Raw genomic sequence first — 25,061 nt, 5'->3', positions numbered from 1 at the left:
GCTCATCCTCCGCTTATGTCGCCACCGGCCCGTACTTGTTCATCAGAATGACTAACCACGAGGTCGTCGCGGTGGATCATCGCCGAACGCGCTTCGTAACCGAGCACGGTTTCGATCTCGGCCGTCTTCAGGCCAGCGATCCTTACGGCATCGGCGGCATCATAGGCAACCAGGCCGCGCGCGATCTCGCGGCCCTCGGGCGACAGGATCGCCACCGTGTCGCCGCGCGAGAAATTGCCGCTGACCAGCTTGACGCCGGCGGGCAGCAGCGATTTGCCCGATGTGAGCGCGCCGACGGCGCCGGCATCGACCGTGAGCCGGCCGGCCGGCTCGAGCTGGCCGGCGATCCAGGTCTTGTAGCCCTTGACCGGATTGGCGCTCGGTCGGAAGAAGGTCGCCCGCTCGCCGCGCTCGATCGCCATCAGCGGCGACAGCCGCGTGCCCGAAGTGATGATCATGGCGGTGCCGGCGGCGGTGGCGATCTTGCCGGCATCGAGCTTGGTGCGCATGCCGCCGCGCGACAGCTCGGACGCGGCCGCTCCCGCCATCGCCTCGATGTCAGGCGTGATGCGGTCGACCACCGGAATGAATTTGGCCTGGGGATCGCGCGCCGGCGGTGCGGTGTAGAGGCCGTCTATATCCGAGAGCAGCACCAGCAGGTCCGCGCCCATCATTGTCGCCACCCGCGCGGCCAGCCGGTCATTGTCGCCATAGCGGATTTCGGACGTGGCGACCGTATCGTTCTCGTTGATGACCGGCACCGCCTTCATCTTGAGCAGCGTCGAGATCGTCGCCCGCGCATTGAGATAACGCCGGCGTTCCTCGGTGTCGCCAAGGGTCAAGAGAATCTGGCCCGACCTCAGGCTGCCCTTGCCGAGCGCATCCGACCAGGCGCCGGCGAGCGCGATCTGGCCGACGGCGGCAGCCGCCTGGCTCTCCTCGAGCTTCAGCGCGCGCTTGCCAAGGCCAAGGATGGTGCGGCCAAGCGCGATGGCACCGGACGACACGACCAGGATTTCGGCGCCGCCCTCGGCGAGCACGGCGATGTCGTCGGCGAGCGAAGCCAGCCAGTCGCGCTTCAGGCCGCTTGCGCGGTCGACCAGCAACGCCGAGCCGATCTTGACGGTGATGCGCCGGTATTTTTTCAGCGACTGCATGGCACTACTTTTCCCAGCGCGTCTCGACCACGGGCGCGGCCTCCGCGCGCGCCTCGGCAATCACCGTCATCAGCGCCCGCAGCACCGCCTCGACACCTTCGCCGGTGACGGCGGACAGAAGCATCGGCGCGCGGCCGGCGGCGCGCTTCAGCGAGGCGACCTTCTTCTTGCGCCCGTCCGCATCGAGCGTGTCGACCTGGCTGAGCGCCAGGATCTCGACCTTGTCGGTCAGCCCCTGGCCATAGGCTTCCAATTCGGCGCGCACGGTCTTGTAGGCCTTGCCCGGATTTTCCTCCTGGGCCGAGACCAGATGTAAGAGCACGCGCGTGCGCTCGACATGGCCGAGGAAACGGTCGCCGATGCCGACGCCCTCATGCGCGCCTTCGATGAGGCCGGGAATATCGGCGATGACGAATTCGCGCGCGTCGATGCGCGCGACGCCCAGACCGGGATGCAGCGTCGTGAAGGGATAATCGGCGATCTTCGGCTTGGCCGCGGTGACGGCCGCGAGAAATGTCGACTTGCCGGCATTGGGCAGCCCGACCAGCCCGGCATCGGCGATCAGCTTCAGCCGCAGCCAGATGTTGAGCTCCTCGCCCGGCAGGCCGGGATTGGCGCGGCGCGGCGCCTGGTTGGTCGAGGTCTTGAAATGCTGGTTGCCGAAGCCGCCATTGCCGCCCTTGGCAAGCAGGAAGCGCTGGCCGACCACGGTCAGGTCGCAGATCAGCGTCTCATTGTCTTCCCCGAACACCTGGGTTCCGGCCGGCACTTTCAGCGTGACGTCGGCGCCCTTGGCGCCGGTCATGTTGCGGCCCATGCCGTGGACGCCGGTCTTGGCCTTGAAATGCTGCTGGTAGCGGTAGTCGATCAGCGTGTTCAGCCCGTCGACCGCTTCCAGCCAGACATCGCCGCCACGGCCGCCATCGCCGCCGTCCGGCCCGCCGAACTCGATGAACTTCTCGCGCCGGAACGACACGGAACCGGCGCCCCCGTCACCGGAGCGGACATAGACCTTGGCTTGATCGAGAAATTTCATGGGATTGCAGTTTCTTTTATTGGCCTTGCGGCATTGCTCTAAACCTTGGGCCTTGCTCTAAACCAAGGCGCGGCGAAGGGCGAGGCCGTTTTGTGACAATGGCCGCGTGGGGTCGGCCGGAGAGATGTCGGTATGAAGCTTGTAACCTACAACATCCAGTACGGCATCGGTCTTGATGGGCACTACGATGTCGCGCGTATTGCCGACGCGGTACGCGGCGCCGACGTGATCGCGCTGCAGGAGGTCACTCGCAACAATCCCAGGAACGGCAGCCGCGACATGGTCGCCGAGATCGGCGAGGCGCTGCCCGACTATTTCGCCGTCTATGGCAGCAATTTCGAGGCCAATATCGGTTCGCGCATCGAAAACGGCCGCGCCATCACCACGACCTTCCAGCTCGGCAATATGGTGCTGTCCAAGACGCCCATTCATCTGTCGCGCAACCTGCTTTTGCCGCGCAGCCGCAGCTTCGAGATGATGAACTTCCAGCGCGGCGCGCTGGAGGCGCTGATCGAGACGTCGCTTGGTTTCATCCGTTTCTATTCCATCCATCTCGATCATCGCAGCCCCGTGGAACGCGCAAGCCAGATCCAGTTCCTGCGCCGGCGCCTGTTGAACTACGCGCTCGAAGGCGGCGCGCTGTCCGGCGTCGCCGAGATCGGCCTGCCGGAACTGCCGCATCCCGAGGCCTTTGTGGCCATGGGCGATTTCAACATGCTGGCCGCCTCGCCCGAATATGTCGAACTCGCCGGCCGGCCGGATCATGAATTCGGCATGCCGCTGACCGCCGACTTCGCCGTCGATGCCGCCGTGCGCCTTGATGTCGCCGGCGAGGATCTCGTCAGCCGGGTCGACCCCAAGGACCCTGCCAATGCCAGCCGCCACAAGCGCATCGACTATGTCTTCACCAGCGCCTCGCTTGCCCGGTCGCTGAAGCGTCTGTGGGTCGACCGGAAAGCAACGGGTTCGGACCACCTGCCCGTGTGGGTCGAACTGGACTGACGAGTCTTCATCCGGCTGCGTTTTCGCGTTCGACGATCGCCATCATGATCGTATCGCCATATTGCCCGTCGATACAGATAGCGTCGCGCTGCACACCCTCCCTGACAAACCCGACCTTGTCATAAAGAGCGATGGCGCGGGCATTGTCGGCGTGTACGGACAGCTCGACGCGGACAAAGCCCGTCTTGCGTGCCTGCGCCAAGGTGGCATTGATAAGCCGCAATCCGAGCCCACGCCCGCGATGGGAGGCAACAATTCCCATTCCGAGGCTGCCACGATGGGCATGGATGAGCCGGTCATGGCGGGTGATGTCGCACCAACCGACGACCTCGCCACGAATGACGGCCACGAACCCCGGATCGCCTTTCGCGATACGGTCCAATGCGAATCGGCGGGTTTGATCCAGCGGTGGCGCCTCGAGGAAGGACAGGTACTTCCGCTCGCGCGCAACGAGATCAAGCGCACGATGAAAGCTTTCGATGTCACCCGGCGTTATCGGCGCGATCGTTTCGATACCGTTGCTGTCATCGACCATTGGCTCGACCGCGCCATCCCTCAAAAGTGCACCCAGTTGCGCAGGCTCGTCCACGTCTTGCGGTCCAGCCTGTAGCGCTCGACCGGCACCTGGCCCGCGACGATCGAGTTCAGCATGCCCTGGCCGGCATACTGGAAACCGCACTTGTGGATCACCCGTCGCGAGGCCGGATTGATGACCCGCGTCGAGGCATGCAGCACCTGGATCGAGGTCTTCTGGAAGGCGAGGTCGACCAGCGCGTGGGCGGCTTCGGTCGCATAGCCCCGCTTCCAGTAGGGTTCGCCGATCCAGTAGCCGAGTTCCAACCCGCGATCGGTGGTGTTCAAGCCCGCGCAGCCGACGAAAGTGTCGGTGCCGGCCAGCGTCAGGGCATAGGCGATGCCGGCCCGGCGCGACCTGGTCATGGCGAGGAAGGCGCGCGCCTCGTCCTCGCCATAGGGATGCGGCATGCGCGCCAGCATCTCGGCGACATGACGGTTGTCGGCAAGCTCGACCAGTTGCGCGATGTCCTCTTCGCGCGGCGCCCGCATCACCAGCCGTTCGGTGACCAGCACCGGGCAGTCTATCGCGTAACTTTCGTCTTCACTGTCTTCCGCTTCGGCAACCATTTGAACGTCCTCCAGGCACAAGAAAAAGGGAGATGGAAACCCATCTCCCCTGATCCTTTTCCTGGTTTTGCCAGACACCGGTTCCCGAGATGGGCGCCGGTGTTCTAGTGCGGAACCGGCTACTCCGCGGCTTTGGTAATCGGGTTGACCGATACGTAGGTTCGGCCGTTGGCTTTTTTGTTGAACGTCACGGCGCCGGATTCGAGCGCAAAAAGGGTATGATCCGTGCCCATGCCGACATTGACGCCGGGATGCCAGGTGGTGCCGCGTTGACGAATGATGATGTTGCCCGGGATGACGGCTTCGCCGCCGAACTTCTTCACGCCCAGACGCTTGGAATGCGAGTCGCGACCGTTGCGCGACGAGCCGCCAGCTTTCTTGTGTGCCATCTAACTAACTCCGTTGCGCCGCAAGGCGCCTAAAAGGCCTTATGAACGCGTTCGCGTTCCGTTTCAAGTCCGATCCGGCTGATGTTTCGCCGGAAAAATTACTTCTTGGCCAGTTCCTTGGCCTGCTCGCGCCAGTCCTTGATCTGGTCGGCGCTGAACGGCATGTGCTCGTCGATCTTGGCGACATCCTTGTCGGTCAGCTTGGCCAGCTGCGCGAAGGTGATGATGCCCTGCTCGTTGAGATCCTTGGCGGCGACCGGGCCGATGCCCTTGATCACGGTCAGGTCGTCCGGCTCGCCCTTCGGCGCCTTGAACAGCGGCGCGGCGACGGTCTCGACCGTCACTTCTGCCTTGGGGGCGGATTCCTTCTTCGCCTTGGCTTCCTTCGGCGCGGCCTCGGCGGCCACTTCGGCCTTGGCTTCCGCCTTCACGGCCGCCTTCTTGGTCGGCTTGGCGCCACCCAGCAGGATCTCGGAGATCCGCACGGTGGTCAAAAGCTGGCGATGGCCGATCTTGCGGCGCGAATTCTGGCGGCGGCGCTTCTTGAAGGCGATGACCGTGCGGTTCTTGCCCTGCTCGACGACTTCGGCGGTAACCAGGGCGCCGTCGACGAACGGCGCGCCGAACGTGACATTTTCGCCCTCGCCATGCGCGAGCACGTGGCCGATCTCGACGATATCGCCGACATTGGCTTCGACTTTTTCGATCTTCAGGAGATCGTTGGCGGCGACGCGATACTGCTTGCCGCCCGTTTTAATGACTGCGAACATTTTTTGCCTTTCGCTGTTCGGTCGGCCTTGATGAACCGCGTCTGGCGGTTCGGCCGTCTTTTTGTCAGTCTGCGGGTTCAAAAAACAAGCGGCGCGGAAGAACCCTCCACGCCGATTGCGCGCTGTCCCTAACCGAAGGTTGAGCGGGAGTCAAGGCAACACCCGTTGCCAGGACTGCTATTGTCCGGCCGACCCGGCCGGCCAGCGATCCTTTGCGGCAAGCCCTGTGGCGCGCTGGAGAAATCGGTGGTGGCCGCGATGACCGTCAAGATCGCCATGCCCTGCCGGGCCAATGCGCGGCGAATGCCGCCGGTAAATCCCATGCTTGTCCGGCAAGCCAAATATCGGTGGATTTGGCCTTGTAACCTGCCCGTTCAGCCGTTATCTAGTGCGCCGCGCCGGCAACGGCCGACCATGACCGCGGAGAGGTGGCAGAGTGGTCGAATGCACCGCACTCGAAATGCGGCATGGGTGCAAGCCCATCGGGGGTTCGAATCCCTCCCTCTCCGCCATCGATTTCCCATAACAGTGTGATTCACAACGATTTTTCGGGACCGGCAGTTCTCTTTTGGTACATTTTTTGGTACAAAGAGATCATGCGAAAGGCTGCGATTCAGGGCTTCACGGCTCGCTATCTCTATATCCGTGGCGACGGCAATTATGTGTATCGCCGGCCCATCCCTCCCGGCTATCGAATTCTGGCCAACGGGAAGCGAGAGTTCAAGGAGTCTCTCAGGACCAGGAAGCACACAGATGCGATCGCCCGGTATGGCGAGACGAACGGCAAATACGAAGCCATCTTCGATCAGCTTAAAAAGGGCATCGCCCTTAACGATCAGCAGAAACCGAGTCTAGACCAGCTCAAGGCATGGGCGAGTCCCACAAGATCGCCTACAAGTCGGTGGATGCCCATATTGCTCAGCCGGACGACCGGGACATGGCCGTACGCCTCGACGGCGCTGCGGGATATGGCTGTTCTCTGGCAGCTCCCACTCTGCGACATGGCCGATAACGCTTTGCCGAAAGAAGGTCCGTCAGACCGGCGTGAGATGCGCTATCCTCCCGGCAGGCCAGCTATAACCTTTAGCGGTGAAAGCCCGGCGTGCTTCCACTTTGATGAGGAGCTTGTCGGCCTTGTGTGGCCCCTGCAATGCCAATTCCTTGTATCGCTTTGACCAGCGTTGAAACCCACCGCCATAGTTCTCCTCGCCGCCTTCGGAGTACCACGACGATTCTTCGACATAGATTTGATGGCCTTCCATACGGCCAAGCCAGAACTCTTGCTTGGCCGGATCGTACATCCACATGCCCCGCTTGCCGTTGAGACCGTGAACCCATCGCTCAAACGGTCGCGGAGAGTAGCGTTTTAAAAACCAGCCACCGTGTCTGGGTTCGCTGCCCTTCCACACCGAGTCTCTAAGGAACGGTATCCAAATTTGGGCAATACCTGCACGTGCATACGATGAGGCTCGGGCCTCGATTTGGTTCAAGTCGATGGGTGTGTGTTGTAGCTCGAACGCAATTTGCATCTCCTTTGGCGACCATGCCATAACATCGGCACGACGATCACCGGGCAGTGTCTTGACGACGAACTCGACTTCTGCCTTCAGGCCGCGACCGACAAGTGCGGCCTGCACCAAAGCCTTCGCCTCGAGGTGCGCCCGCGTCTCGCCCGCTGCCCATGTACAATCTGTCGGCGGTTTGTGCGCATAGTGATCGATGACAATTCGGCCCTGTTTCAGGATCACAACGTTTTCACACTTCGGGCACCGATACTCAGGACCTCGCTTCGCCACTGAGGCATCAGTCCTCATGCCGTTTAGGCTAGCTACCAGCATCCGAAACGGTCCTTAGCCGACCCGAAAATGGGCCTGTCTCACATGAGGTTGATGTTCCGATGTACGCGAGGGGTGAGCAGACATTGCGGTAATGAACGTCGAGGGCGATTCCAAGTATTGCTCCAGCCTGCCTTCGCGCATCAGAGAAACGAACAAGGCGCATGACTTCGCCTGACAGTTTACTGATTTGCTGGGGTTAAACTCGATGTCAGTAAAACCTTCATACCGCATCTCACCGTCCACTCGGTTTTTCAGCCAAATACGGTGCGGAAAGATCGCAGTGAGATAGAGCCAGTCATAGAACACGGTCGTCGGCTTCAGTGGAAAGTCAAATCCGTCGAACCGGAAGCCCGTAAGCGAGCCGGAGCCGCGAAGACGGGGGTCGCGTTTCGCCTCCCTTGGCTCGACATCATAAAGGTCGACATACGGACCACCATGCTCGAAAACTTTGCTCCCTTGAAAGGCGTTCTCCAGCGGCATATCCCCCACATTGGTCATTACACGAAGATGAAAGGCGCTCAGATGACGCCCGGCCACTTCGTCTGATTTACTCGAAACCTCTAAGAGAGGTTCGTATCCAGCCTTTTTGGCGGCGTCGTGCAGCGACCGTATGTTTTTCTTCTTCTGGACCTCCGCAAAGCCGCCCGCCCATGGAATTTCGAAATCGACCCGCCTGACGTAGCCATCTTCCTCGGTTGTTGGGATGAAGATCGGTCTTTCTGCCATGTTAGATGTTCCTTATGTAGGCAAGCGGGATCACATGCGGGACAAGTACCTCATACTTTTCCGCCTGTGACAGACGCGCCCGGATCGCCGGATCCTTCCAATCTGTCCGAGTATACAGAATTTCGAAGTCGATGAGAGCTTCGGCTTCCCCGATGGCGACGGATTCGACACCAGCCTTGTTCGCCACGTCATTGGTAAATCGAACACCGTCGAACTGCATTACCGAGGGGTGGATTTGGAGGAAGATGGTATCTGTGATTCTCTCTTCCTGACGCGCAACGAATTCCATGGGATGGGTACTGCGAAAGCAGAGGTGAACGTAATTGCCCATTCCCTTGATAGCGTCTGCGTCCCGGCTCCACTCGTTGCCGCCTGGTGCAGGCACTTTGACCTTCTTTTGGTCAAGCTGTGATAGAGGATAGAGACCTCCCATTTCCTGGATGAGCGGAAGGTTACGCCGATCTGTGAAATGATAGAGTAGTGGCACCTTCTCTAGTTTATCGATGGTCATGTTTCCCCCCTGCTCAATTTCAACGATCTGGATAGCCAGACGGTGCAGCGAAGTCTAGCTGTGCAGAGTCTGCAAGTAAAAAGCCGAATTTTCCTTGGGCGGGTGACAGCCTCCAGGACTAGCCGCCGTGCGGTCGAATGGTTGACAAGCGCCTGGATGTTCAGTTCGACGCAGAGGAAGATTCATCGGTCTGCTACGGTGGACCGGCTACAGGAGGAGCCTGGACACCTCTTGCAGGATTGAGAAGGGTGGCGACAGGGATAAGTTCAAGCAGATCGACTGGTGAATATGCAGGTCGTCGCCCGTTGATTGTTGGGCGGCATTCCTCCAGCCGAAGCTAGTAAAGCCATAGCTCCTGCACCGAGATTGACCCCAAAGCGGTAGCTTCAGTATTGAGCATGCGTGACAAAATCAGCCATTGTGGTCGGTATAAAGAGTCAATCAGACAGCCGATCTGCTGGCTTTTGGAGAAGTTGTGAATGATAAAAGCCCCTCTTTCACCAATGCTCGTTCAATACCTTGTCGGCTTGTGCTGCCTGAAATGGCATCCTGATGCTGTCAATGTAACAATAGGTGACATGGTTCTCGATCCGGCAGCTGGAAAACAGCGAGACGTCGATGTCACGGTTACAATATCAGAATCTGGGAATATTACGCATGCCTTCAAGGGATATGAAGTAAAGCATGAGAAGGAAGCGCTTGATGTCGCTGATGTTGAGCAGTTGTGCCTTAAGCTTCTGGATATGCCGTCGGTGACCCATAAGGCGATTGTCTCAGCATCGGGCTTCACTTCAAGTGCCCGATCCAAGGCCTTGCAACACGGAATCATTCTTTATCAACTTCGCCCATGGACACGACCACTGCAGGAACAATTCCCAGCTCTTGAGATGGAAGGCACTGTGGAAGAGCGTTTTCCAATGAGCCAAATTCTGCTCTGTTGGATTGATGAAAAGTTCGACATGGTAGCACCCGAGGCGGGTGGACCGTTCACTGTGGCAGCTGATGCTAAGCTGTTCGACAAATCAGGCTACAGACACCCGAAATACAAAACGTTCGATAATTATCGTAACGAATTGCTTCTCCGTTCTACAGAAATACTTTTTCGATTGGAGCCGGCAGTTAATATTTCACGTACATTTCCAGTTCCGCTCACCGCTCCCAGCGGAGATGTACCTGCTGGGCCAGCATGGCCACACACGCATAGCCTTGATGTGCGCGGTGATGATGTACATTTAGAAACTGGGAAAGGCCTCTGTCAAATTAATTTGATGACGATTAATGGACATCTGCGGTGGCAGCGAGCCAACAACTCACTCTACTATGTTATGGAGCAAATTTCAAATGGGGAAGCTTTTGCGGGCTCGTTGATATCTGCGGGCAAACGAGAGGGGCAAATGACTGCTCTCGTTTTCTCACCAAAGACACGGGACATCGGCATTCATTTTGTTTGTTTGGAAGATAAACATTTGAATTCCATCCGTGGGCTCTCGCTTGAGCGGCCCGGCGTGGCGGCGGATTCATAAGCGATCACAGTAGCACGCCTCTCAAGCCTCCAACGACTCGAAGACAGCTCCGGCTCTGTGAAGTGAGGGGCAGAGTGCCAGTTAAGGTTAGTACATTTTTTGGTACAAACTTTTTTGCCACATTTAAAATTATATAATTAATTCATACACTTAAAACGATTCATCCGCACGGTGATTTCCTCCCTCTCCGCCAATCCATTCACGCCGGCCGATCCGGCCCGGCGGCACAGTCTGCCCAACCCCCGTCGGTGGCGTATCCGGGCAATGCTTATCCTGCCGATACGGCTCGGCCGACGGCATCGTCAGGCACCGGCACCAAAGACAATCGCCTGCCGTCCTTCGGCGGTTCCCGTTTTCAACCGGCCCAGCGCGCTGGTCACGTCCGCGAGCGTGACGCGCTCGACCTGAGCCTCGAACGGCAGCGCCTCGTGCAATTGCATCAGTTCACGCATCTGCGCGCGCGTGCCCACGCTGGTGCCGGTTATCCAGACACCGGTGGCGGTGAGCCATTCCTGGCTGAGGGGTACCGGTTGCGAGACCATGGCCGCGGCGATGATCCTGCCGCGCGGACGGATGGCCGCGGTCATCGCATCCCAGCTCGCCGGTGTCGGCGCAAAATTGATGCAGACATGGGCACGCAGCTTCGCCGGCCAATCACCGGCCAGACGAGGCGAGGCAAGAAGCGTGTGTTCGGCGCCAAGTGAAGCCGCGAGGCGGAGCTTGGCCTCATCCGTGTCAACGGCGATGACCACAGCACCTAGCCGCCGGGCGATCTGGATCGCATACAGGCCCAGGCCGCCGCAGCCGAATACAGCACAGACCTCGCCGGCAACGATCCCTGCCCGCTTCAGCGCCCCGAAAGCGGTCAGGCCCGCGCACATCAACGGCGCCAGCATGGCTGCATCGCCTCGGTCCGGCACGCGCGCGGCGAAACGCGCATCGGCCACGACATATTCGGCAAAAGTGCCCGCGACATCGAAGCCATGGGCGCGCTGGTGCTGGCAGAAGGATTCCATGCCGGCGTGGCATTCATCGCAGCAGCCGCAGGTGTCATGCAGCCAGGCGACGCCCGCCCGCTCGCCAACCCGCCAGCCCGTGACGCCGGCGCCCGTCCGCACCACCCTGCCTATGCCCTCATGGCCAAGAATCGCCGCCGCTTGCCCCGAAGCCGGCCGCAGATGCCCTTGCCACACATGTACATCGGTATGGCATATGCCGCTGGCCTCCAGACGGACCAGTATTTCTCCGGGACCCGGTTCCGGCCGCGGCACGCTGATGATGCGCAACGGCTGGCCGGCGTGTTCCAGCACGGCTGCAAGCATGCTTTGCGTCATCTAAAGGCCGAGAGCGCTTTTCACGGCCGCCGAGGCTGGCTGGCCGTCAAGGGTCGAAACGCCGTCCAGCCATTTGGTGAGCTTGTCCGGATTGCGCTTGATCATCTCGCGTGCGGCTTCGTCGGCGGATTTGCTCTCCCCCAGGATCATCCGCATGCCATGGTTCTCGTAGTCAAGATCGAATGCCAGATTGGCGAACAGCCTGGCCGCGTTGGGGCATTCCGCCGAGAATCCCTTGCGAGCGATGGTGCGCACCGTGGCGCCGCCGAAATTCGGTCCAAACTCGACGTCCCCGCCCGACAAATAGCTTATCTTGTAGTCGAGATTCATCGGATGTGGTTCCCAGCCAAGGAAGACGACCCAGCCCTTGTCCGCCACGGAATTCGAGACCTGCGTCAGCATTGCTGCCTCGCTGGATTCGATAATCTGCCAATCGCCCAGCCCGTGCCGGTTGGCGGCCACCATGTCGAGCAGCGGCTTGTTCGAGCCTGCCTCGATTCCGTAGATCTTGCGGCCGAACTTGTCGGCATGGGAAGCAAGATCGTCGAAGCTTTTGATCCCCTGGTCCGCGACATATTGCGGTACGGCCAGCGTGTATTTGGCACCCTCCAGGTTCACGCCCAGCACTTCGACCGACCCCTCGTCGAAGTAGGACTTGTATTCCTCGTCCTGCACCGGCCTCCAATTGCCCAGGAAGACATCCATGTCGTTCTCCTTCAGCGCTGAATAGGCGACTCCCAGGCCGAGCAAGGTTTGAGAGGCGTCATATCCCAAGGCGTCGAGGATGACCTCGGCGGTGGTGTTGGTCAGGGCGATGTCGGTCCAGCCCAGATCCGCCATGCGGACCTTCCGACATTGTGACGCGTCGGCGGCCATGACCGGCGAGGCGACGAGTGCTGAAAGCAAGGCCAGAACGAGTGTCGTGCGCATTGTGGCTCCCCATTTTTCTTCGTGAGACGAATTGCCCGCCAACGCTATGGCCTCTGCATTATATGTCAATATAGAATCTTGTATAAGCGTACAAAAATCTTCTTTGCTAGAAAGAGCAATGGCGACTCAGGGCAAGCGAACGAAAATCGAGGACATACGGCGCGTCGAGCTGATTGCCGCCGCCCGCCGCGTATTCCTCGAGCATGGGTTGCAAGGCATGACCTCCGCCCGCATATGCCGCGAAGCCGGCATGTCGCCGGGCATCCTTGCCTATTATTTCAAGGGCAAGGACGAGGTTCTGTTCGGCATGGTGCGCTACAACAATCGCCTGCTGATGGAAGACGTCATAGCGCGCCTGGGGGCTGCGCGGACCGGTTGGGCACGGTTGGAAGCGATCGTTGAAGGAAACTTTCCCGCCTCGGCGTTCACCCGCCCCATCGCCAATGCGTGGCTGTCAGTCTGCGCCGAGACGGGCGTAAATCCGCAATATGCGCGGCTCCAGCGGCTGTTTTACCGCCGATTGCGCTCAAACCTGGCTTCGGTGTTTGCAGGGATGTTCGATGCGACACGCCTTCGCGAGGCGAGTTTTGTCATCGCTGCCCTGATCGATGGACTTTGGCTGCGCAAGGCAGCCGCCGACGATGTCGGGCGCGACGAAGCCATAACGCTGGTGTTCAGAGCGATCCGGTCCCTGCTGAGCAATGGGGAGGAGCAGCAGTTGCGCCACCCTACGGGTTGAAGGGCACATAGCTCCCACCCTCTCCGCCATTTTCATCCGTCTCTTGTCACACTGCGGATGCCGGGGTTCCGCGCACGGTCACGCCGGGCTGGACGCTGCGGGTGACCACCGAGGCGGCGCCCACCGTCGCGCCGGCACCAATTTCCACACCGGGCATCAATTGGACGGCGCTGCCGATACGGGCACCCTGCCGAACGATAACGGGACCGTCAGGTGTCCTCCCGTTGGGACTGAACGTGGTGGCGAGCGCGACGACGTAGGGCCCGATGGCGCAGTCGCTTTCGATAGTGGTCCCTGCCGGAAATCCGCAAAACCCCTGAATTCTCGTGTTTTCTCCGATGACGCACTTGCTCCCCACCGTACAGGAGAAACCAACGCTGGTTCTTTCCCCGAGACGCGCGCCTTCGCGGATCAGGGTATGGTCACCGATATAGGCGTCGGGGCCGGTTATCGCCCCGGAGCAGACGATGGCGTAGGCGCCAACAATGGTTCTCTCGCCTATATCGGTCGGCTGCTGAACTGTTGGCTGGGCAACCGAACCGGGATTGGAATGGCTTGGCCTGCCTATTATGGCGCCATGCTCGATACGGGCCCCGCGGCCCAATCGTGTTCCGGGATAGAGGACGACATAGGCGCCTATGGAGACGTCGTCCGCGATTTGAACATCGTCCGCGCACATAAGGTAGGGCGCGCGATCGGACTTCTTCAACTCGTTCATTCTGTCGGCCTTCGATAGTGCTTGCGTATCAGGCGCTTTATCTTCGCAATGACGACGCGACGATTGATCTGGGACATGTGGATTTTCACGCCCGGTTCATCCCAGGTGTTTTCGGACAACTGGCCCTGATCAGCCTTGAGGTCCCGGTCGACTTTCGCCGCCATCCGGCGCCGAAATTCGTTTCGCTCTTCGCCTGCTGTCGGGATGTTGAGCTCCCTCGTCAGTTGCTCGATCGTGCGGCGGTATTGTTCGTTCTCGCCGCGAAGCCGGCTAACTTCATCCTCGGCCCTTTTGGCGCGCTCGGCCACCGGTCCAAATGTTATCCGGGCGGACAGCAGCTTGGATTCAGACCTCCAGTTCGACGCCACCAATCTCGAGAGCTCAAGCTTCGGCGTGGTCCGGCTTGCCGTCGGCTTTGCCAGATCCGAACACAGATCGATCATCTGCTGGGCATGGATTCGAGCATGGTGATGCATCATGACCAGTTTCCGATTCGCCATTCCCATGAGGGGATCATAGGCACCTAGATCGGTGACCAATTGTGCGGGCTCAAAGGGGCGCGACAAAGCGAGCCCCGCGAACGCGTCGGCCTCCATCGCCTCATAGACCTGTGGGGTTACCCAGCCATCCATCCCAAAGACGTCGTACACATAGGCAGGGCGACCGCAGGACATGGCATCCAGGATCGCCCGGGCCTTCCCCACGACGATATCGGCCTCGGCGATGGCTTGGACGATGTCGGCGGAATTGGTGCCGGCAGGGCTGCCGACCTGCATGAACTCGACCCCGGCGCCACTCCACGCGTCGACCAGGAAGCGCTTTGCTTCGCCTTGCAGATAATTCCCCAGCAAAAGCGCTTTCTTCGGCTGTTTGCGGGCTGCGCCGCGGGGTGCCAGCCTGTCCACGTCGATCGGTTGGCGAAAGCGAACAATCCGGTGCTTCGTGGCCAGGGCGCGAAGCCGATCTTCAAATCGCTCGCTCATGACAACAACCGCGCCGACCACGCCAGGAACAGCCGGAGGCGTCTGCAATTCGAAAAGCGGACTGTGGCAGATAAAAGCGTGAGGAACCTCTGGCCACCTGGCCGACATCTCATAGGCGACAACGCCGTCCTGGCTGAGCACGACATCGGGCGTTGGCAGCTCGAGATCCGTTGCAATCCTGATCGCGCGATCCCTGGCCACCTGAGCCATCTTCCCAGGTGCCTTCACATAGATCGTGATGTCGTGGCCAAGCTTCAGGAACTGTTCGGCAATCGTTATTGCATAGGTCTCGCTGCCGCCGACATCATCGAACTGATAGGTTCCTAGAACTATTCTCACAGATGGATCCTGGCACAATTTCTCGGCAGCGAGCGAAGCCAGTCGGCACTGCAGCCCGCCGGCAAACGATCTCACGACCATGGCAATTCGAGTCGGCGAGGGAGGATATATCCGTGATCGTCATATCAGCCCCCTTTCAAAGCCAGCATGACGTATTTTGGCAAAGCATGTCAAAACCGGAGTCGTCTCCGCGCCGTGAGCCGTGACCGCTATTCCCTGGCCAATGCCGGCGGAATGCGACACAAAACGCGGCAGGCGGAACAAATGAGGACGCTGCACCTTGCGGAACATCGATTTCAGCTCCTGGCAGAGCCTGCTTGCCACCCTTATCGGCCTGGCGCTGTTCACGCTGATCAGCATCGGCATTCGCTTGCTGATGATGTTCACCATTCAGCAGCGCCGCGAACGCACGAACCGCCAGATCAACGAGCGGCTGCGTACCTTGATTGCCGCCTACAAGACGCTTGGCGGATCGTTCACCGGCAACCTCGCTGTCGATCCAGCCCATCTGCGCGACTTTCGCGAGCGGCCTGCCGTCGAAAGCGACACGGCCGTCGACCTCGGTGGCGAACGCATCTCGGGATCGGAACGGGGGCGACGCATCCGCGACGCGGTCGAGGCATGCCTGTCGGACATACTGCTGCTCGGCACCGAAGAGCAGGTCCGGCTGGCCGAGCACGCGATCCGGGAGATGGTGGCCGGGCGTCCCGTGCACACGCACGACCTAGTGGTTTCGCTACGCAATTTCATTCGCGAGGCCCTCGACCTGGCCCCGATCCCGGCCGACCTCACGATCCCGCAACAAGGTCCGGCAAGGCCATCGGCCTCGACCGCGCGCGGCAAGAACGAGCGTGGCAATGACACGTCAGGCGGCGGTGGGAAAGGTGGCGGCGGTGGCATGGGCGGTGGCGGCATGGGCGGCGGCTCCGGCGGTGGTGGCGGCATCGCAACCGACGATCCGTCCGATGACCATCCCGCTTCGGGCCACCGCCCCTAAGAGCCGCCGTTCAAGCGCCGCGCCGCGCGAGGCGGGCGCGCTCACTGCGCCGTAGCGCGATCGATGGTCACCGTTGCGGAGGTTCCGGCAACCAGCCTTGCCTTGGTCGCCGCGTCGCTGTCGAGCACGATATGCACGGGAACGCGCTGCGCGAGCCGCACCCAGGTGAAGGTCGGATTGATGTCCGCCAGCAGCGTGCCCGAGCTGCGTTCGCGGTCCGCGATTCCCGCGGCGATGCTTGCGACATGGCCGGACAGGGCGTTTGGCCATCCCATCAGCCTGATGGATGCCTTGGCGCCGATCCCTATGCGCGGAAGTTTCGTCTCCTCGAAATAACCCTCGATGCGCATCGTGTCGGTGTCGACGAGCGCCATGGTGGCCGTGCCGGGGGCGACATAGTCTCCCGGGCGAAGGCTGAGATTGGTGATGATGCCATTCACCGGCGCCCGGACTTCGGAACGGTCCAGATTGAGCTGCGCCAGGTCGCGCGACGCGCTGGCCTGCAGGCTTTCCGATTCCGCCTCGGCCACCGTCGACCGCGCTTCCTCGATCTGCTGGATGCTGACCGCCGAAGCGGTCAGGCGCTGAAGGCGGTCGAGATTTCTCTTGGCCTGGTCGAGCGTTGCCTGCTTCCCCTCCACCATAGCCTGCGCCTGCGTGAGCGCCACGGCGAAGCGCTGGCGGTCGACCTGGAAAAGAGCATCGCCCTTCTTCACCGCCTGATTGTCCTTGACCATGACCTCGGCCACCAAGCCCGACACGTCAGGTGTGACGCCGACGACGTCGGCGCGGACATGCGCATCACGCGTCCATGGGGCATTCATGTTGTCGTCCCACAGCTTCCAGGCGACGGCGCCAGCGACGGCAACGACGGTAGCGGTGACGAGGATCCTGCCGGTAAGGCGCAGAAAGCGGTACTTCATGACAACAGCCGATTTGAAAGCGAGGACAACGCCCCGAGGATAAGGATGTAGAGCGCGAAATTGAAGAGCGCCCTGTGCCAGACGAAGGAATAGAGCCCCGTCCACGACAGCACTTGCCAGACCATCCGCGCCACGACGAAGGCCGCCAGCATCAGGACAAGAAGACCCGGCAGATAGACGCCGGCTATGCTGATATCGCTTTGCATGATCGATCTACTCCGCCACCAGCAGCATGGGCTCCGGCATTGTCGAATAGATCGGTGGCGCGGCGTTCCGGTACAGCGCCCGTCGCACCCCGACCAGCGCGTCCGCCGACCGCCGCGCCGGCGTGGCCTGACGGCCCGCGACCGTGGCGAGGGCGCGATCGATGCGCGCCAGCAGCCGCGGCGGCGCGGTGACGGCAGCGCCGAGGCGCAGACGCTCCTTGAACAACTCGGCGACGGCCGACAGGACGGTGCCGACCTCGCGCCTCTCGTCGGGCGTGAGACGGTTGCGCATCCGCTGCAGTTCCACGATGTTCAGGCCGAGCCTGATTTCCGCATAGCCATCAATCGTCGACAGCGCCTTGTTCTCCGTCCCCGCGAGCCTGGGCACGAGCTGGCCGAGACGATCGAGCATGCGGCCGGCGAGCCGGCGCTGGTCCTCGACGCGGTCGCCGGCGGCGAGTTGGGCAAGATCCGACCAGCCGGCATGCACCAGTCGCCGGGCTGCGATCTCTCCGCCGAACGGCCGCAGCACCAGTGTCCACACCAGCGCGAAGCCCACACCCGCCAGGGCGGCGAGACCGCCACCGGCGAACGAAACGAAATCTGCGGAAAACCGGTCGCTGAGGGCGATGAAGGATGCGGTGTTCACGGTGAGCAGCATCGCCAGCATGCTGAGCTGAGGCCTGGGAATGAGCGTGCCGAGCACGAGGAAAGGCGGCGCCAGCACGAGAACCAGCAAGGGGAAGCTTTGAACCATCGGCAGGATGGCGAACTGGTAGAGGGCGGTGACCGCCAGGCTGAGCGTGCACCAGACGAACATCGACAGGAGAAGCGGCGCCGGCCGATCGGCGGCGGCGAAAAACGAACTGCCGACCGCCACCATGAGCACGAAGCCGGCGCCTTCCGCCCAGCCCGAATAAATCCACAGAGCACTGGCCGCCAGCACGGCGAGGATCACGGAACCGGCATAGAAGAATAACATGCCGTAGTCGTGATGGCGGGTGCGCGAGAAGGTGCGGCGACGGCGGAAGGCGAGCCTCTCGCCCCGGGAATCGCCTGTCGCAATCTGCTTTTTCAGCACCAGGCAGTCGTGCCAAGCGTCGACGATCTCCCTCAGCCTGGCCAAGGCGCTGTCAAGGATGAGGCTGTCCCAATCAACCGCGTGCGCGGGCGGCCGCAAATCGGCGATACGGGATCGGAATAGAACGGCGCGGTCCGGACCGTCCACCGCCTGGAGCCAGGTTCCGACATCACCGAGCAGGGTGAAGAACTCCTCGTGGATCGCCCGGTCCTGCGACTTCAGGCCATGGATGCGGTCATCGAGCGACGACAGCAGCGGAAGCAGCAACATCAGCCGTCCGCGCAGTTGTCGCGCCTGTCGCGTGACGCCGCGCGTATGGGCATCGTATCCGAGCTGGCTGATAAGGATGTCGAGCCCTGAAATGTCCGATGCCAGCTTCTGCCGGGCCTGCAAGGTTACCCCAAGCGCGCCCTCGCCGCGCAAGATCTCGCCCGCCCATGCCGCGGCATCGCCAAGCCAGTTGGAAATGCGCGAGGACAAGAGCGAAGACAGCCCGATCGGGAACAGCAATTGCGCGACCACGCTGGCGCAAACGATGCCGAGGATGATCTCCTGGCTCCGGGCCGAGGCGATATCGAAGATCGTCTGGGGCGCATCGACCGCCGGCAGCGCGATCAGCGGAAGCGAATAGCCGGCCAGCATGAAGACATAGCTGCGCGGCGTCCGGTCCAGCATCGAAATATAAAGCAGCCCGCCAGTCCACAACGCCACGACCATGCTCAACAGCAGAGGCGAGTTGACGAACATCGGCAAGAAAAGGACGGACGCCGACGCGCCGATCAGTGTGCCGAGCGCGCGATAGAGCCCCTTGGAGGAGGTCGCGCCGGCAAGCGGATTGGCCACGACGTAGACGGCGGCCATGGCCCAGTAAGGGCGCGGCAGGTCGAACGACAGCGCGATATAGAGCGCCAGCATCGAGGCGATGAACGCCTTGATCGAAAACAGCCAGTCTTGCCAGGAAGGGAGCGTCATTGTGCTTCAGCTCTTTGGCCCGCTCCTCCCAGGCGGGGTCCGGAAAGCTCCTTGAACCTAATTGTTGATGTCGACATCCTTCGTCTCATTCCCGATCAACAAGGAGATCAGGGTGAGCACCGCCATGGCCGACAGATAAACGCCGACCCAGAAAGGTCCGCCTCCGAAGCTCCAGAGGGCTACCGCGATGAATGGCGCCACGGCCGCGCCGAGGATCGAGGATACATTGTAGGAGATGCCCGAGCCGGTGTAGCGAACATTGGCTGGAAACAGCTCGGGCAGCAGCGCCCCCATCGGGCCAAAGGTCATGCCCATCAGGCTGAAGCCGATGATGAGCCATGCCATGACGCCAACGGTACCGGCATGAAGCATCGGCACCCACAGCAGGCCGAAAACCGCGATCGCCAGGGTGATCCAGATCAGCGTGCGGCGGCGGCCCCAGCGGTCGGCCCACGGGCCGGAAACCATGGTGAAGACGCCGAAGAAGACAACGCCGATGATCATCATCAGCACGAAGGTCGTGTAGCTGTAGCCCAGACCCGGCACCGCCGCCGAGGGCGCCGCGCGGCCATAGCTCAACGAAAACGTCGTCATCAGGTAGAACAGCACATAGGTGGCAAGCATGTAGAACGTGCCGAGTACGAGCTCTTTCGAATGCGTCCTGACCGCCGAAGCCAGCGGGAGCTTTCTGACCTGGCCCGTGCGCACCGTATTGTCGAATGCGGCGCTCTCGACCAGGTTGAGCCGGACCCACAGACCGATGGCCACCATGACCACCGAAAACAGGAACGGGATGCGCCACCCCCACGAAAGGAACGCCATCGACGGCCGCGAGGGGTCGTCCGAGGGCATCGCGGCGGCAATGATCAGGAACAGGCCGTTGGCGATAATGAAGCCGATCGGCGCGCCGAGCTGCGGGAAAGTGCCGTAGACCGCGCGCTTTCCCTTCGGCGCGTTCTCCGTCGCCACCAGTGCGGCACCGCTCCACTCTCCGCCGAGCGCAAAACCCTGAGCGAGGCGCAACACCACCAGCAGGGCCGGCGCCAGCCATCCGGCGCTCGAATAGGTTGGGAGCAGGCCGATCAGGAATGTCGCCAGCCCCATGGTGAGCAGCGCGCCAACCAGCGTGATCTTGCGGCCGCGCCGGTCGCCCAGATGGCCGAAGAAGATCGCGCCGAGCGGGCGCGCAATCATCGCCGCGCCGAACACGGCAAAGGAAGCGAGCAGCGCCGTCGTGTCGTTGCCGGCCGGGAAGAACAGGTGAGGAAACACCAGCACGGCAGCCGTGGCGTAGACATAGAAGTCGTAGAATTCGATCGTGGTGCCTATCAGGCTCGCCAGGATAACGCGCGAACGCGGATTTGCGGGAGTGGAAGCTGAGGGCACTGCGCTGAAAGCAACGGACATCGGAAAACACCTAAAAGGGCCGGCGAACGCCGATCCCTCACGCTGAGAACGGACACCTGGCGGACAGATGGAAGGATCGGCTTCGCCATCTCGCTGGTATCAATTGCATTCAAATAGATTGTATGCGAACGATTGGCAATGGAAAATGAACGATCCAGAAGCCGCGAAACGATCGGCCAGGTGATAACCAATGTTGCGCGCCTTTGGCGTCGCACCGCCAACGAGCGATTGGATCGTTACGGACTTTCACATGCCGTGGCCATGCCGCTGCTGGCATTGTGGCAACTGGGCGGTGAGGCTCGCCAGGGAGCGGTCGCGGAACAGGCCGGCCTCGAAGGGCCTTCGCTGGTGCGTCTCGTCGATCTCCTGGTGGCCGAAGGCCTGATCACAAGGCGTGAGGATCCCAGCGACCGCAGGGCCAAGATACTGTCCTTGACCAAGGACGGTGAGGCGCGGATGAGTTCGATCAACACGGTGCTGGCTGAGCTCCGCCACGAACTGGTCTCTCTCATTGGCGACGACGAGCTCGAGACCGCCTCGGCGGTGCTGCGGCAAATCCAGGCCGAACTCGCCACCAGGCTCGGGAGCTGAATTGCAAACCCTTGCCGATACCGGCGTGAACGCCTTGCCGGCACCTTCCGGCTGCGTGCACTTGCCGCCAGGCGGATCGTCTTTCCAGGTCCCGGCGAGTGAATCTGCCCCGTAAGCTGCCGGCCGGCGCGCCGCCGGAAGCCGTCAGCGTCACGCCGCTGACAGATGCGCCGCGATCGCGCCCAGGAATATCTCGCCGAATTCCTTGAGCTTCGCCCCTCCCACTCCGTTCACTTCCGCGAACGCGTCGAGGTCGCGCGGGCAGCGCTCGGCCATGTCGATCAGCGTGCGGTCGGAGAACACCACATAGGCCGGCACCTGGCGTTCCCGGGCAAGACGCAAGCGCAGGGATTTGAGCATGGCCAGCAGCGAAGCATCGATGCCTTCGGCACCCGCGACCTCGGCCGCTCGCATCTTGCGCAAGGCGCGGCCGCGCACCTCGACGCGATAGTGGAACGGGACCTCGCCACGGCCGAGCGCGCGACCCTTATCGGCGATGGCGAGGCCACCATGACCACTCGGATCCGGCTCCAGGAAACCGCCGGCGACGAGCTGCCGGATCAGCGACTGCCAGAAATCCTTCTTGTGCGCCACGCCGCCGCCGAAGCTGGCCAGCCTCTCATGGCCCCTGGCCAGCACCTTTTCGGTCTCATGGCCGAGCAGGATGTCGATGACATGGGCAGCGCCGAAGCGCTCGCCGCTCTGGGCGACGGCCGCCAGGATGATGCGAGCCTCGGCAGCGCCATCGGCGCGCGGCACCTGGTCGAGGCAGTTGTCGCAATTGCCGCAAGGCTCGGCTTCCTCGCCGAAATAGCCGAGCAGCACCTGACGCCGGCACTGCGCCGTCTCGCAATAGCCGATCAGCGTGTCGAGCCGGCGATGCGCGCGCTTCTTGTGCTCGGTGGACGCGTCCTCGTCGTCGATGAACAGCCGTCGCATGCGGATATCGCCAAGGCCGTAAAGCATGTGCGCCTCGGCCTTGCGCCCATCACGGCCGGCGCGGCCGATCTCCTGGTAATACGCCTCCAGGCTGCCCGGCATGTCGGTGTGGAAGACATAGGCGACATCCGGCTTGTCGATGCCCATGCCGAAGGCAATGGTCGCCACCATGACGACGCCGGAGAGCGTCATGAAAGCGTTTTGATTGGCCTCGCGCGCCTCCTTGCTCATGCCGGCATGATAGGCGAGCGCGGTGACGCCATTCTTCTCGAGGAAGGCCGCCATCTCCTCCGTCTTCTTGCGCGACAGGCAGTAGACGATGCCGCTCTTGCCGGCGTGACGCTCGATGAAACGCAGCAATTGTCGTTTGCTGTCCTGCTTGGATTCGATCGCCAGCTTGATGTTGGGCCGGTCGAAACCCAGCACCAGCGTTTCGACCCGCTCGGCGAACAGCCGCGCCTCGATGTCGCTGCGCGTGCTCTCGTCCGCCGTCGCCGTCACCGCGATGATCGGCACGTTGGGGAAGATGTGCCGCAGCCGCGACAGGTCCTCATACTCGGGCCGAAACGCCGGTCCCCATTGCGAGATGCAATGCGCCTCGTCGATGGCGATCAGGCTGACGTCGAGCCTCGATAGCGCCTCGAGCATGCGCTCGGTCATCAGCCGCTCCGGCGCCAGATAGAGCAGCCGCGTCTGGCCGGACGCCACGCGGCGCCAGGCCGCGACATTGGCTTCGCGGTCGAGCGAGGAATTGATCGTATCGGCGCCAACACCCGCCAGCCGCAAGGCGGCGACCTGATCCTGCATCAGCGCCACCAGTGGCGAAATGACGAGGGTGAGCCCGCCCATGACCAGCGCCGGTACCTGGTAGCAAAGCGATTTGCCCGCACCTGTCGGCATGACGGCAAGCACATGGCGCCCGCCGAGCAGCGCATCCATGACATCGGCCTGGCCGGGGCGGAAATCGTCGAAACCGAACACGTCCTTCAGCACGCGCCGCTTGCGATCCTCGGCCAGGATGCCGGTTGCCTGCGTCATTCAGCCGATTCCGTCGTCAATATGCCGGCCGAATTGTCATAGCCGAACTCCCGGCAGAAGCTGTCCACGCGCTCGAGAAACGACGGCGGCAGGCCGCGCAGATAGGTCCTGAACGCTTCATTGCGCTCCCATTTTCTCAGCGAGGTGGACCTGATGGGATTGTTTGCATCGCGACTGAAGAGCGTAGCCGGCGCCAAGCCGAAGGATCGGGCAATCCTCGCCTGCACGATGTCCGGTTCGGCGATCAGGTCCTCATAGCGCAAATAGGTGATGTCTCTCTCCGGCTGGACCTGTCGCAGCCGCATCAAACCATCATACTCAGCCTCCCAACGCTCCATGGTCACGTGAAAGGGCCGCAGATCAACGGTCTCCGGGTGAGAGCTGGTCAGCACGTCGAAAGGATGCCGCACGCAATAGATCAGGCCGACCGAGGCGGGCAAATCCTCGAGATCCCTATAGCTCACGAAAGTGCGTTTTACGACCAGGTTGGCTTGGTAGCGATCCAGTTCGATCAGTGTCTGGTAAGGCGCTTCGCTGGGATGGACATAGATATCCTCGAAACAGCCCATCAGATCGAGGCTGAGCGTGGTGCCGCTGCGCGCGCAGCCGGCGATGAAAATTCTATTTTGGGATCTTATTGCCGAAGGCAGCATTGGCACTTTCTGTCGAAGGTGCCAGAAAAGCCGCCTTGCAAGGCGGCGTAACGCCGCGATCGGCTTTCGGGGCGCCGCGGCTGACACCTCGGAAAAGCCAAGCTCGGCCAGGGCGATTCCGCTTTCTCCGGCGACCGCATAGAGCAGCCAGGTCTGATTATCCTGCTCAAAAATGGCCGGATCGCGTAGCGCGTTTTCCCTACCCTGGGCCAGACCGATCCGACTGGGGCGGATCGGCAAGTCGGCCCCTTCGAACTCCGTCTGCGGCCGCAACACTTCGCTGTCGCCTCGAACGGTCCAGTCCCGCCAATCCTCGGCGAGATCGATTGTGCCGTAAAGGATCCGTTCCGGCGCGTCGCCCCGACGCGTGTAATAGACGCGCAGCCAGCGGCCGGATTTCTGCAGTGCGACATGCCGCGGGGCGAGGTCCTGCCGCATGGCAGGCAGCACGACCGGACCGCGTTCGAAATCCGAAATGCCGTTTCTCGATCGGTAGACGGTGATCGTTCCCGTTCCAAGCAAACCGTACCACCAGCCATCGTAACGGAAGATGCGCGCGTAGAACGGCCCGAGCGGCTCGGAAAGCGGAGTGAAACGAAGCCCGTCGACGGATGTCGCGGCGAAGGTAATCTGGCCTTCGCCGGATTCTGCCGGGCCATGAAAATACATCACGAAATGGCGCAGCTTCTGGTCGATGTGAACATCGGGCGAGGCGATATGCCCGACGATGAATGGACATTGATCGAGAGACAGCACACCGCCGGGGTGGATGCGCCAAGGCCCATGCAGCGAATCGGAGTAGGCGAGGCGGATATAGGTCCCCGTGTGGTCGGCGAAGTAGAGATAGTAGGCACCAAGCCGACCGGGCACCCAGTCAGGCATGCTGATAAGCGACGGCCCGTTGATGTTGACCCCGTCATCGCCGGGCAGCATGTCCGGCGTAATGACGGGTCCGTGTCGCATGGCGGTGACACGAATTTGCGGAATCATGCGCCACGCGCCCTTGTCGGAGATTTCAGCTTGCCGCATTCGATACAACGGCATGGATGCAAACGGAAGGTCAAACAGCCATGTGAGCCTCGCCTATCCTTGCGGCATGTGCTCCTGGCTGGATTC

Annotated in this window: 24 protein-coding genes, 1 tRNA gene and 1 pseudogene; 7 read left to right on the top strand and 19 right to left on the bottom strand. The window is 61.6% G+C overall.

What is annotated here, in order from left to right; all coding sequences use genetic code 11:
- Positions 1–2: 2 nt before the first annotated feature.
- On the bottom strand, positions 3–1,157 hold the full coding sequence (proB, locus tag AC07UC_RS06990; protein ID WP_202325510.1) for a glutamate 5-kinase: 1,155 nt from the start codon (positions 1,155–1,157) through the stop codon (positions 3–5).
- 4 nt (positions 1,158–1,161) lie between these two features.
- Positions 1,162–2,193, bottom strand: a complete 1,032-nt coding sequence (gene obgE / locus AC07UC_RS06985; RefSeq protein WP_494904817.1) for a GTPase ObgE — start codon at positions 2,191–2,193, stop codon at positions 1,162–1,164.
- A gap of 132 nt (positions 2,194–2,325) precedes the next feature.
- Here obgE and AC07UC_RS06980 point away from each other — a divergent pair, with 132 nt between their 5' ends.
- A complete protein-coding gene (locus tag AC07UC_RS06980) occupies positions 2,326–3,195 on the top strand; it encodes an endonuclease/exonuclease/phosphatase family protein (protein ID WP_494904815.1) in 870 nt (289 codons plus the stop codon).
- A 7-nt stretch (positions 3,196–3,202) separates the two neighbouring features.
- Here the strand turns inward: AC07UC_RS06980 and AC07UC_RS06975 are convergent, their stop codons facing one another.
- The 4 genes from AC07UC_RS06975 to AC07UC_RS06960 form a co-directional block, all read right to left on the bottom strand.
- Complete coding sequence (locus tag AC07UC_RS06975; RefSeq protein ID WP_140776723.1) at positions 3,203–3,730, bottom strand: GNAT family N-acetyltransferase; 528 nt, start codon at positions 3,728–3,730, stop codon at positions 3,203–3,205.
- A gap of 20 nt (positions 3,731–3,750) precedes the next feature.
- Positions 3,751–4,338, bottom strand: a complete 588-nt coding sequence (locus AC07UC_RS06970) for a GNAT family N-acetyltransferase (RefSeq protein WP_056575214.1) — start codon at positions 4,336–4,338, stop codon at positions 3,751–3,753.
- A gap of 119 nt (positions 4,339–4,457) precedes the next feature.
- A complete protein-coding gene (gene rpmA, locus AC07UC_RS06965; RefSeq protein ID WP_010912120.1) occupies positions 4,458–4,727 on the bottom strand; it encodes a 50S ribosomal protein L27 in 270 nt (89 codons plus the stop codon).
- A gap of 98 nt (positions 4,728–4,825) precedes the next feature.
- On the bottom strand, positions 4,826–5,497 hold the full coding sequence (locus tag AC07UC_RS06960) for a 50S ribosomal protein L21 (protein ID WP_494904814.1): 672 nt from the start codon (positions 5,495–5,497) through the stop codon (positions 4,826–4,828).
- A 422-nt stretch (positions 5,498–5,919) separates the two neighbouring features.
- Between AC07UC_RS06960 and AC07UC_RS06955 the strand changes: the two genes are divergently transcribed.
- A tRNA-Ser gene (locus AC07UC_RS06955) sits at positions 5,920–6,009 on the top strand.
- Positions 5,965–6,300, top strand: a pseudogene (locus tag AC07UC_RS06950) (DUF6538 domain-containing protein); the annotation flags it as partial. The gene AC07UC_RS06955 and the pseudogene AC07UC_RS06950, both read left to right, overlap by 45 nt.
- Positions 6,301–6,531: 231 nt before the next feature.
- Here the strand turns inward: AC07UC_RS06950 and AC07UC_RS06945 are convergent.
- The 3 genes from AC07UC_RS06945 to AC07UC_RS06935 are packed head-to-tail and all read right to left on the bottom strand — an operon-like array spanning position 6,532 to position 8,572.
- Entirely contained in the window at positions 6,532–7,311 is a 780-nt protein-coding gene (locus AC07UC_RS06945; RefSeq protein WP_494908906.1) for a competence protein CoiA, read from the bottom strand.
- 36 nt (positions 7,312–7,347) lie between these two features.
- On the bottom strand, positions 7,348–8,061 hold the full coding sequence (locus AC07UC_RS06940; protein ID WP_494904812.1) for a DarT1-associated NADAR antitoxin family protein: 714 nt from the start codon (positions 8,059–8,061) through the stop codon (positions 7,348–7,350).
- 1 nt (position 8,062) lies between these two features.
- Positions 8,063–8,572 (bottom strand): DarT ssDNA thymidine ADP-ribosyltransferase family protein, encoded by a 510-nt coding sequence (locus AC07UC_RS06935; RefSeq protein WP_494904811.1) that lies wholly within the window; start codon positions 8,570–8,572, stop codon positions 8,063–8,065.
- A 479-nt stretch (positions 8,573–9,051) separates the two neighbouring features.
- On the opposite strand from AC07UC_RS06935, the gene AC07UC_RS06930 reads away from it, so the two are divergent.
- The gene (locus AC07UC_RS06930; protein ID WP_494904810.1) at positions 9,052–10,095 is read left to right on the top strand and encodes a hypothetical protein; all 1,044 of its coding nucleotides are present in this window, start codon (positions 9,052–9,054) and stop codon (positions 10,093–10,095) included.
- A 302-nt stretch (positions 10,096–10,397) separates the two neighbouring features.
- Here the strand turns inward: AC07UC_RS06930 and AC07UC_RS06925 are convergent, their stop codons facing one another.
- Positions 10,398–11,417, bottom strand: coding sequence for an alcohol dehydrogenase catalytic domain-containing protein (locus tag AC07UC_RS06925; RefSeq protein ID WP_494904809.1), 1,020 nt, complete (start codon positions 11,415–11,417; stop codon positions 10,398–10,400).
- 12 nt (positions 11,418–11,429) lie between these two features.
- Positions 11,430–12,359, bottom strand: coding sequence for a choline ABC transporter substrate-binding protein (choX, locus tag AC07UC_RS06920; protein ID WP_202325506.1), 930 nt, complete (start codon positions 12,357–12,359; stop codon positions 11,430–11,432).
- 31 nt (positions 12,360–12,390) lie between these two features.
- Here choX and betI point away from each other — a divergent pair, with 31 nt between their 5' ends.
- The gene (gene betI / locus AC07UC_RS06915; protein WP_494904807.1) at positions 12,391–13,098 is read left to right on the top strand and encodes a transcriptional regulator BetI; all 708 of its coding nucleotides are present in this window, start codon (positions 12,391–12,393) and stop codon (positions 13,096–13,098) included.
- A gap of 46 nt (positions 13,099–13,144) precedes the next feature.
- Here betI and AC07UC_RS06910 read toward each other — a convergent pair whose 3' ends face one another.
- Positions 13,145–13,816 (bottom strand): DapH/DapD/GlmU-related protein, encoded by a 672-nt coding sequence (locus tag AC07UC_RS06910; RefSeq protein ID WP_494904805.1) that lies wholly within the window; start codon positions 13,814–13,816, stop codon positions 13,145–13,147.
- On the bottom strand, positions 13,813–15,219 hold the full coding sequence (locus tag AC07UC_RS06905; RefSeq protein WP_494904803.1) for a hypothetical protein: 1,407 nt from the start codon (positions 15,217–15,219) through the stop codon (positions 13,813–13,815). The genes AC07UC_RS06910 and AC07UC_RS06905 overlap by 4 nt, the downstream gene beginning before the upstream one ends.
- A gap of 199 nt (positions 15,220–15,418) precedes the next feature.
- Here AC07UC_RS06905 and AC07UC_RS06900 point away from each other — a divergent pair, with 199 nt between their 5' ends.
- Positions 15,419–16,135, top strand: coding sequence for a hypothetical protein (locus AC07UC_RS06900; RefSeq protein ID WP_494904801.1), 717 nt, complete (start codon positions 15,419–15,421; stop codon positions 16,133–16,135).
- Between the two features lie 41 nt (positions 16,136–16,176).
- Here the strand turns inward: AC07UC_RS06900 and AC07UC_RS06895 are convergent, their stop codons facing one another.
- From AC07UC_RS06895 to AC07UC_RS06880, 4 genes are read right to left on the bottom strand one after another with little or no spacing between them, the layout of a single operon-like run.
- Positions 16,177–17,058 carry an efflux RND transporter periplasmic adaptor subunit gene (locus tag AC07UC_RS06895; RefSeq protein ID WP_494904799.1) on the bottom strand — a complete coding sequence of 294 codons (882 nt, stop codon included), beginning with the start codon at positions 17,056–17,058 and terminating at the stop codon, positions 16,177–16,179.
- Entirely contained in the window at positions 17,055–17,264 is a 210-nt protein-coding gene (locus AC07UC_RS06890; RefSeq protein ID WP_140776629.1) for a DUF1656 domain-containing protein, read from the bottom strand. The genes AC07UC_RS06895 and AC07UC_RS06890 overlap by 4 nt, the downstream gene beginning before the upstream one ends.
- 7 nt (positions 17,265–17,271) lie before the next feature.
- A complete protein-coding gene (locus tag AC07UC_RS06885; protein ID WP_140776630.1) occupies positions 17,272–19,317 on the bottom strand; it encodes an FUSC family protein in 2,046 nt (681 codons plus the stop codon).
- 57 nt (positions 19,318–19,374) lie between these two features.
- The gene (locus AC07UC_RS06880) at positions 19,375–20,724 is read right to left on the bottom strand and encodes an MFS transporter (RefSeq protein WP_494904796.1); all 1,350 of its coding nucleotides are present in this window, start codon (positions 20,722–20,724) and stop codon (positions 19,375–19,377) included.
- 138 nt (positions 20,725–20,862) lie between these two features.
- On the opposite strand from AC07UC_RS06880, the gene AC07UC_RS06875 reads away from it, so the two are divergent.
- The gene (locus tag AC07UC_RS06875; RefSeq protein WP_140776635.1) at positions 20,863–21,315 is read left to right on the top strand and encodes a MarR family winged helix-turn-helix transcriptional regulator; all 453 of its coding nucleotides are present in this window, start codon (positions 20,863–20,865) and stop codon (positions 21,313–21,315) included.
- 150 nt (positions 21,316–21,465) lie between these two features.
- Here the strand turns inward: AC07UC_RS06875 and recQ are convergent, their stop codons facing one another.
- The gene (gene recQ, locus AC07UC_RS06870) at positions 21,466–23,292 is read right to left on the bottom strand and encodes a DNA helicase RecQ (protein ID WP_494904794.1); all 1,827 of its coding nucleotides are present in this window, start codon (positions 23,290–23,292) and stop codon (positions 21,466–21,468) included.
- Positions 23,289–24,935 carry a sulfotransferase gene (locus AC07UC_RS06865; protein ID WP_494904792.1) on the bottom strand — a complete coding sequence of 549 codons (1,647 nt, stop codon included), beginning with the start codon at positions 24,933–24,935 and terminating at the stop codon, positions 23,289–23,291. Before AC07UC_RS06865 ends, recQ begins: the two co-directional genes overlap by 4 nt.
- Positions 24,936–25,061: the final 126 nt, after the last annotated feature.

The sequence above is a fragment of the Mesorhizobium sp. GW821-FHT04C10 genome (assembly GCF_059420305.1).
Note: the sequence above shows the minus strand (reverse complement) of the source record. Positions and strands in the feature narration are given on the sequence as shown.

Coding starts and splice junctions, on each gene's coding strand:
- AC07UC_RS06880 (WP_494904796.1), bottom strand. CDS start 20,724: ATGTCCGTTGCTTTCAGCGCAGTGCCCTCAGCTTCCACTCCCGCAAAT.
- AC07UC_RS06885 (WP_140776630.1), bottom strand. CDS start 19,317: ATGACGCTCCCTTCCTGGCAAGACTGGCTGTTTTCGATCAAGGCGTTC.
- choX (WP_202325506.1), bottom strand. CDS start 12,359: ATGCGCACGACACTCGTTCTGGCCTTGCTTTCAGCACTCGTCGCCTCG.
- AC07UC_RS06945 (WP_494908906.1), bottom strand. CDS start 7,311: ATGAGGACTGATGCCTCAGTGGCGAAGCGAGGTCCTGAGTATCGGTGC.
- AC07UC_RS06940 (WP_494904812.1), bottom strand. CDS start 8,061: ATGGCAGAAAGACCGATCTTCATCCCAACAACCGAGGAAGATGGCTAC.
- AC07UC_RS06905 (WP_494904803.1), bottom strand. CDS start 15,219: ATGGTCGTGAGATCGTTTGCCGGCGGGCTGCAGTGCCGACTGGCTTCG.
- recQ (WP_494904794.1), bottom strand. CDS start 23,292: ATGACGCAGGCAACCGGCATCCTGGCCGAGGATCGCAAGCGGCGCGTG.
- AC07UC_RS06975 (WP_140776723.1), bottom strand. CDS start 3,730: ATGGTCGATGACAGCAACGGTATCGAAACGATCGCGCCGATAACGCCG.
- AC07UC_RS06980 (WP_494904815.1), top strand. CDS start 2,326: ATGAAGCTTGTAACCTACAACATCCAGTACGGCATCGGTCTTGATGGG.
- AC07UC_RS06910 (WP_494904805.1), bottom strand. CDS start 13,816: ATGAACGAGTTGAAGAAGTCCGATCGCGCGCCCTACCTTATGTGCGCG.
- AC07UC_RS06865 (WP_494904792.1), bottom strand. CDS start 24,935: ATGATTCCGCAAATTCGTGTCACCGCCATGCGACACGGACCCGTCATT.
- AC07UC_RS06935 (WP_494904811.1), bottom strand. CDS start 8,572: ATGACCATCGATAAACTAGAGAAGGTGCCACTACTCTATCATTTCACA.
- proB (WP_202325510.1), bottom strand. CDS start 1,157: ATGCAGTCGCTGAAAAAATACCGGCGCATCACCGTCAAGATCGGCTCG.
- AC07UC_RS06890 (WP_140776629.1), bottom strand. CDS start 17,264: ATGCAAAGCGATATCAGCATAGCCGGCGTCTATCTGCCGGGTCTTCTT.
- AC07UC_RS06930 (WP_494904810.1), top strand. CDS start 9,052: ATGATAAAAGCCCCTCTTTCACCAATGCTCGTTCAATACCTTGTCGGC.
- AC07UC_RS06925 (WP_494904809.1), bottom strand. CDS start 11,417: ATGCTTGCAGCCGTGCTGGAACACGCCGGCCAGCCGTTGCGCATCATC.
- obgE (WP_494904817.1), bottom strand. CDS start 2,193: ATGAAATTTCTCGATCAAGCCAAGGTCTATGTCCGCTCCGGTGACGGG.
- AC07UC_RS06895 (WP_494904799.1), bottom strand. CDS start 17,058: ATGAAGTACCGCTTTCTGCGCCTTACCGGCAGGATCCTCGTCACCGCT.
- rpmA (WP_010912120.1), bottom strand. CDS start 4,727: ATGGCACACAAGAAAGCTGGCGGCTCGTCGCGCAACGGTCGCGACTCG.
- AC07UC_RS06960 (WP_494904814.1), bottom strand. CDS start 5,497: ATGTTCGCAGTCATTAAAACGGGCGGCAAGCAGTATCGCGTCGCCGCC.
- AC07UC_RS06875 (WP_140776635.1), top strand. CDS start 20,863: ATGGAAAATGAACGATCCAGAAGCCGCGAAACGATCGGCCAGGTGATA.
- AC07UC_RS06970 (WP_056575214.1), bottom strand. CDS start 4,338: ATGGTTGCCGAAGCGGAAGACAGTGAAGACGAAAGTTACGCGATAGAC.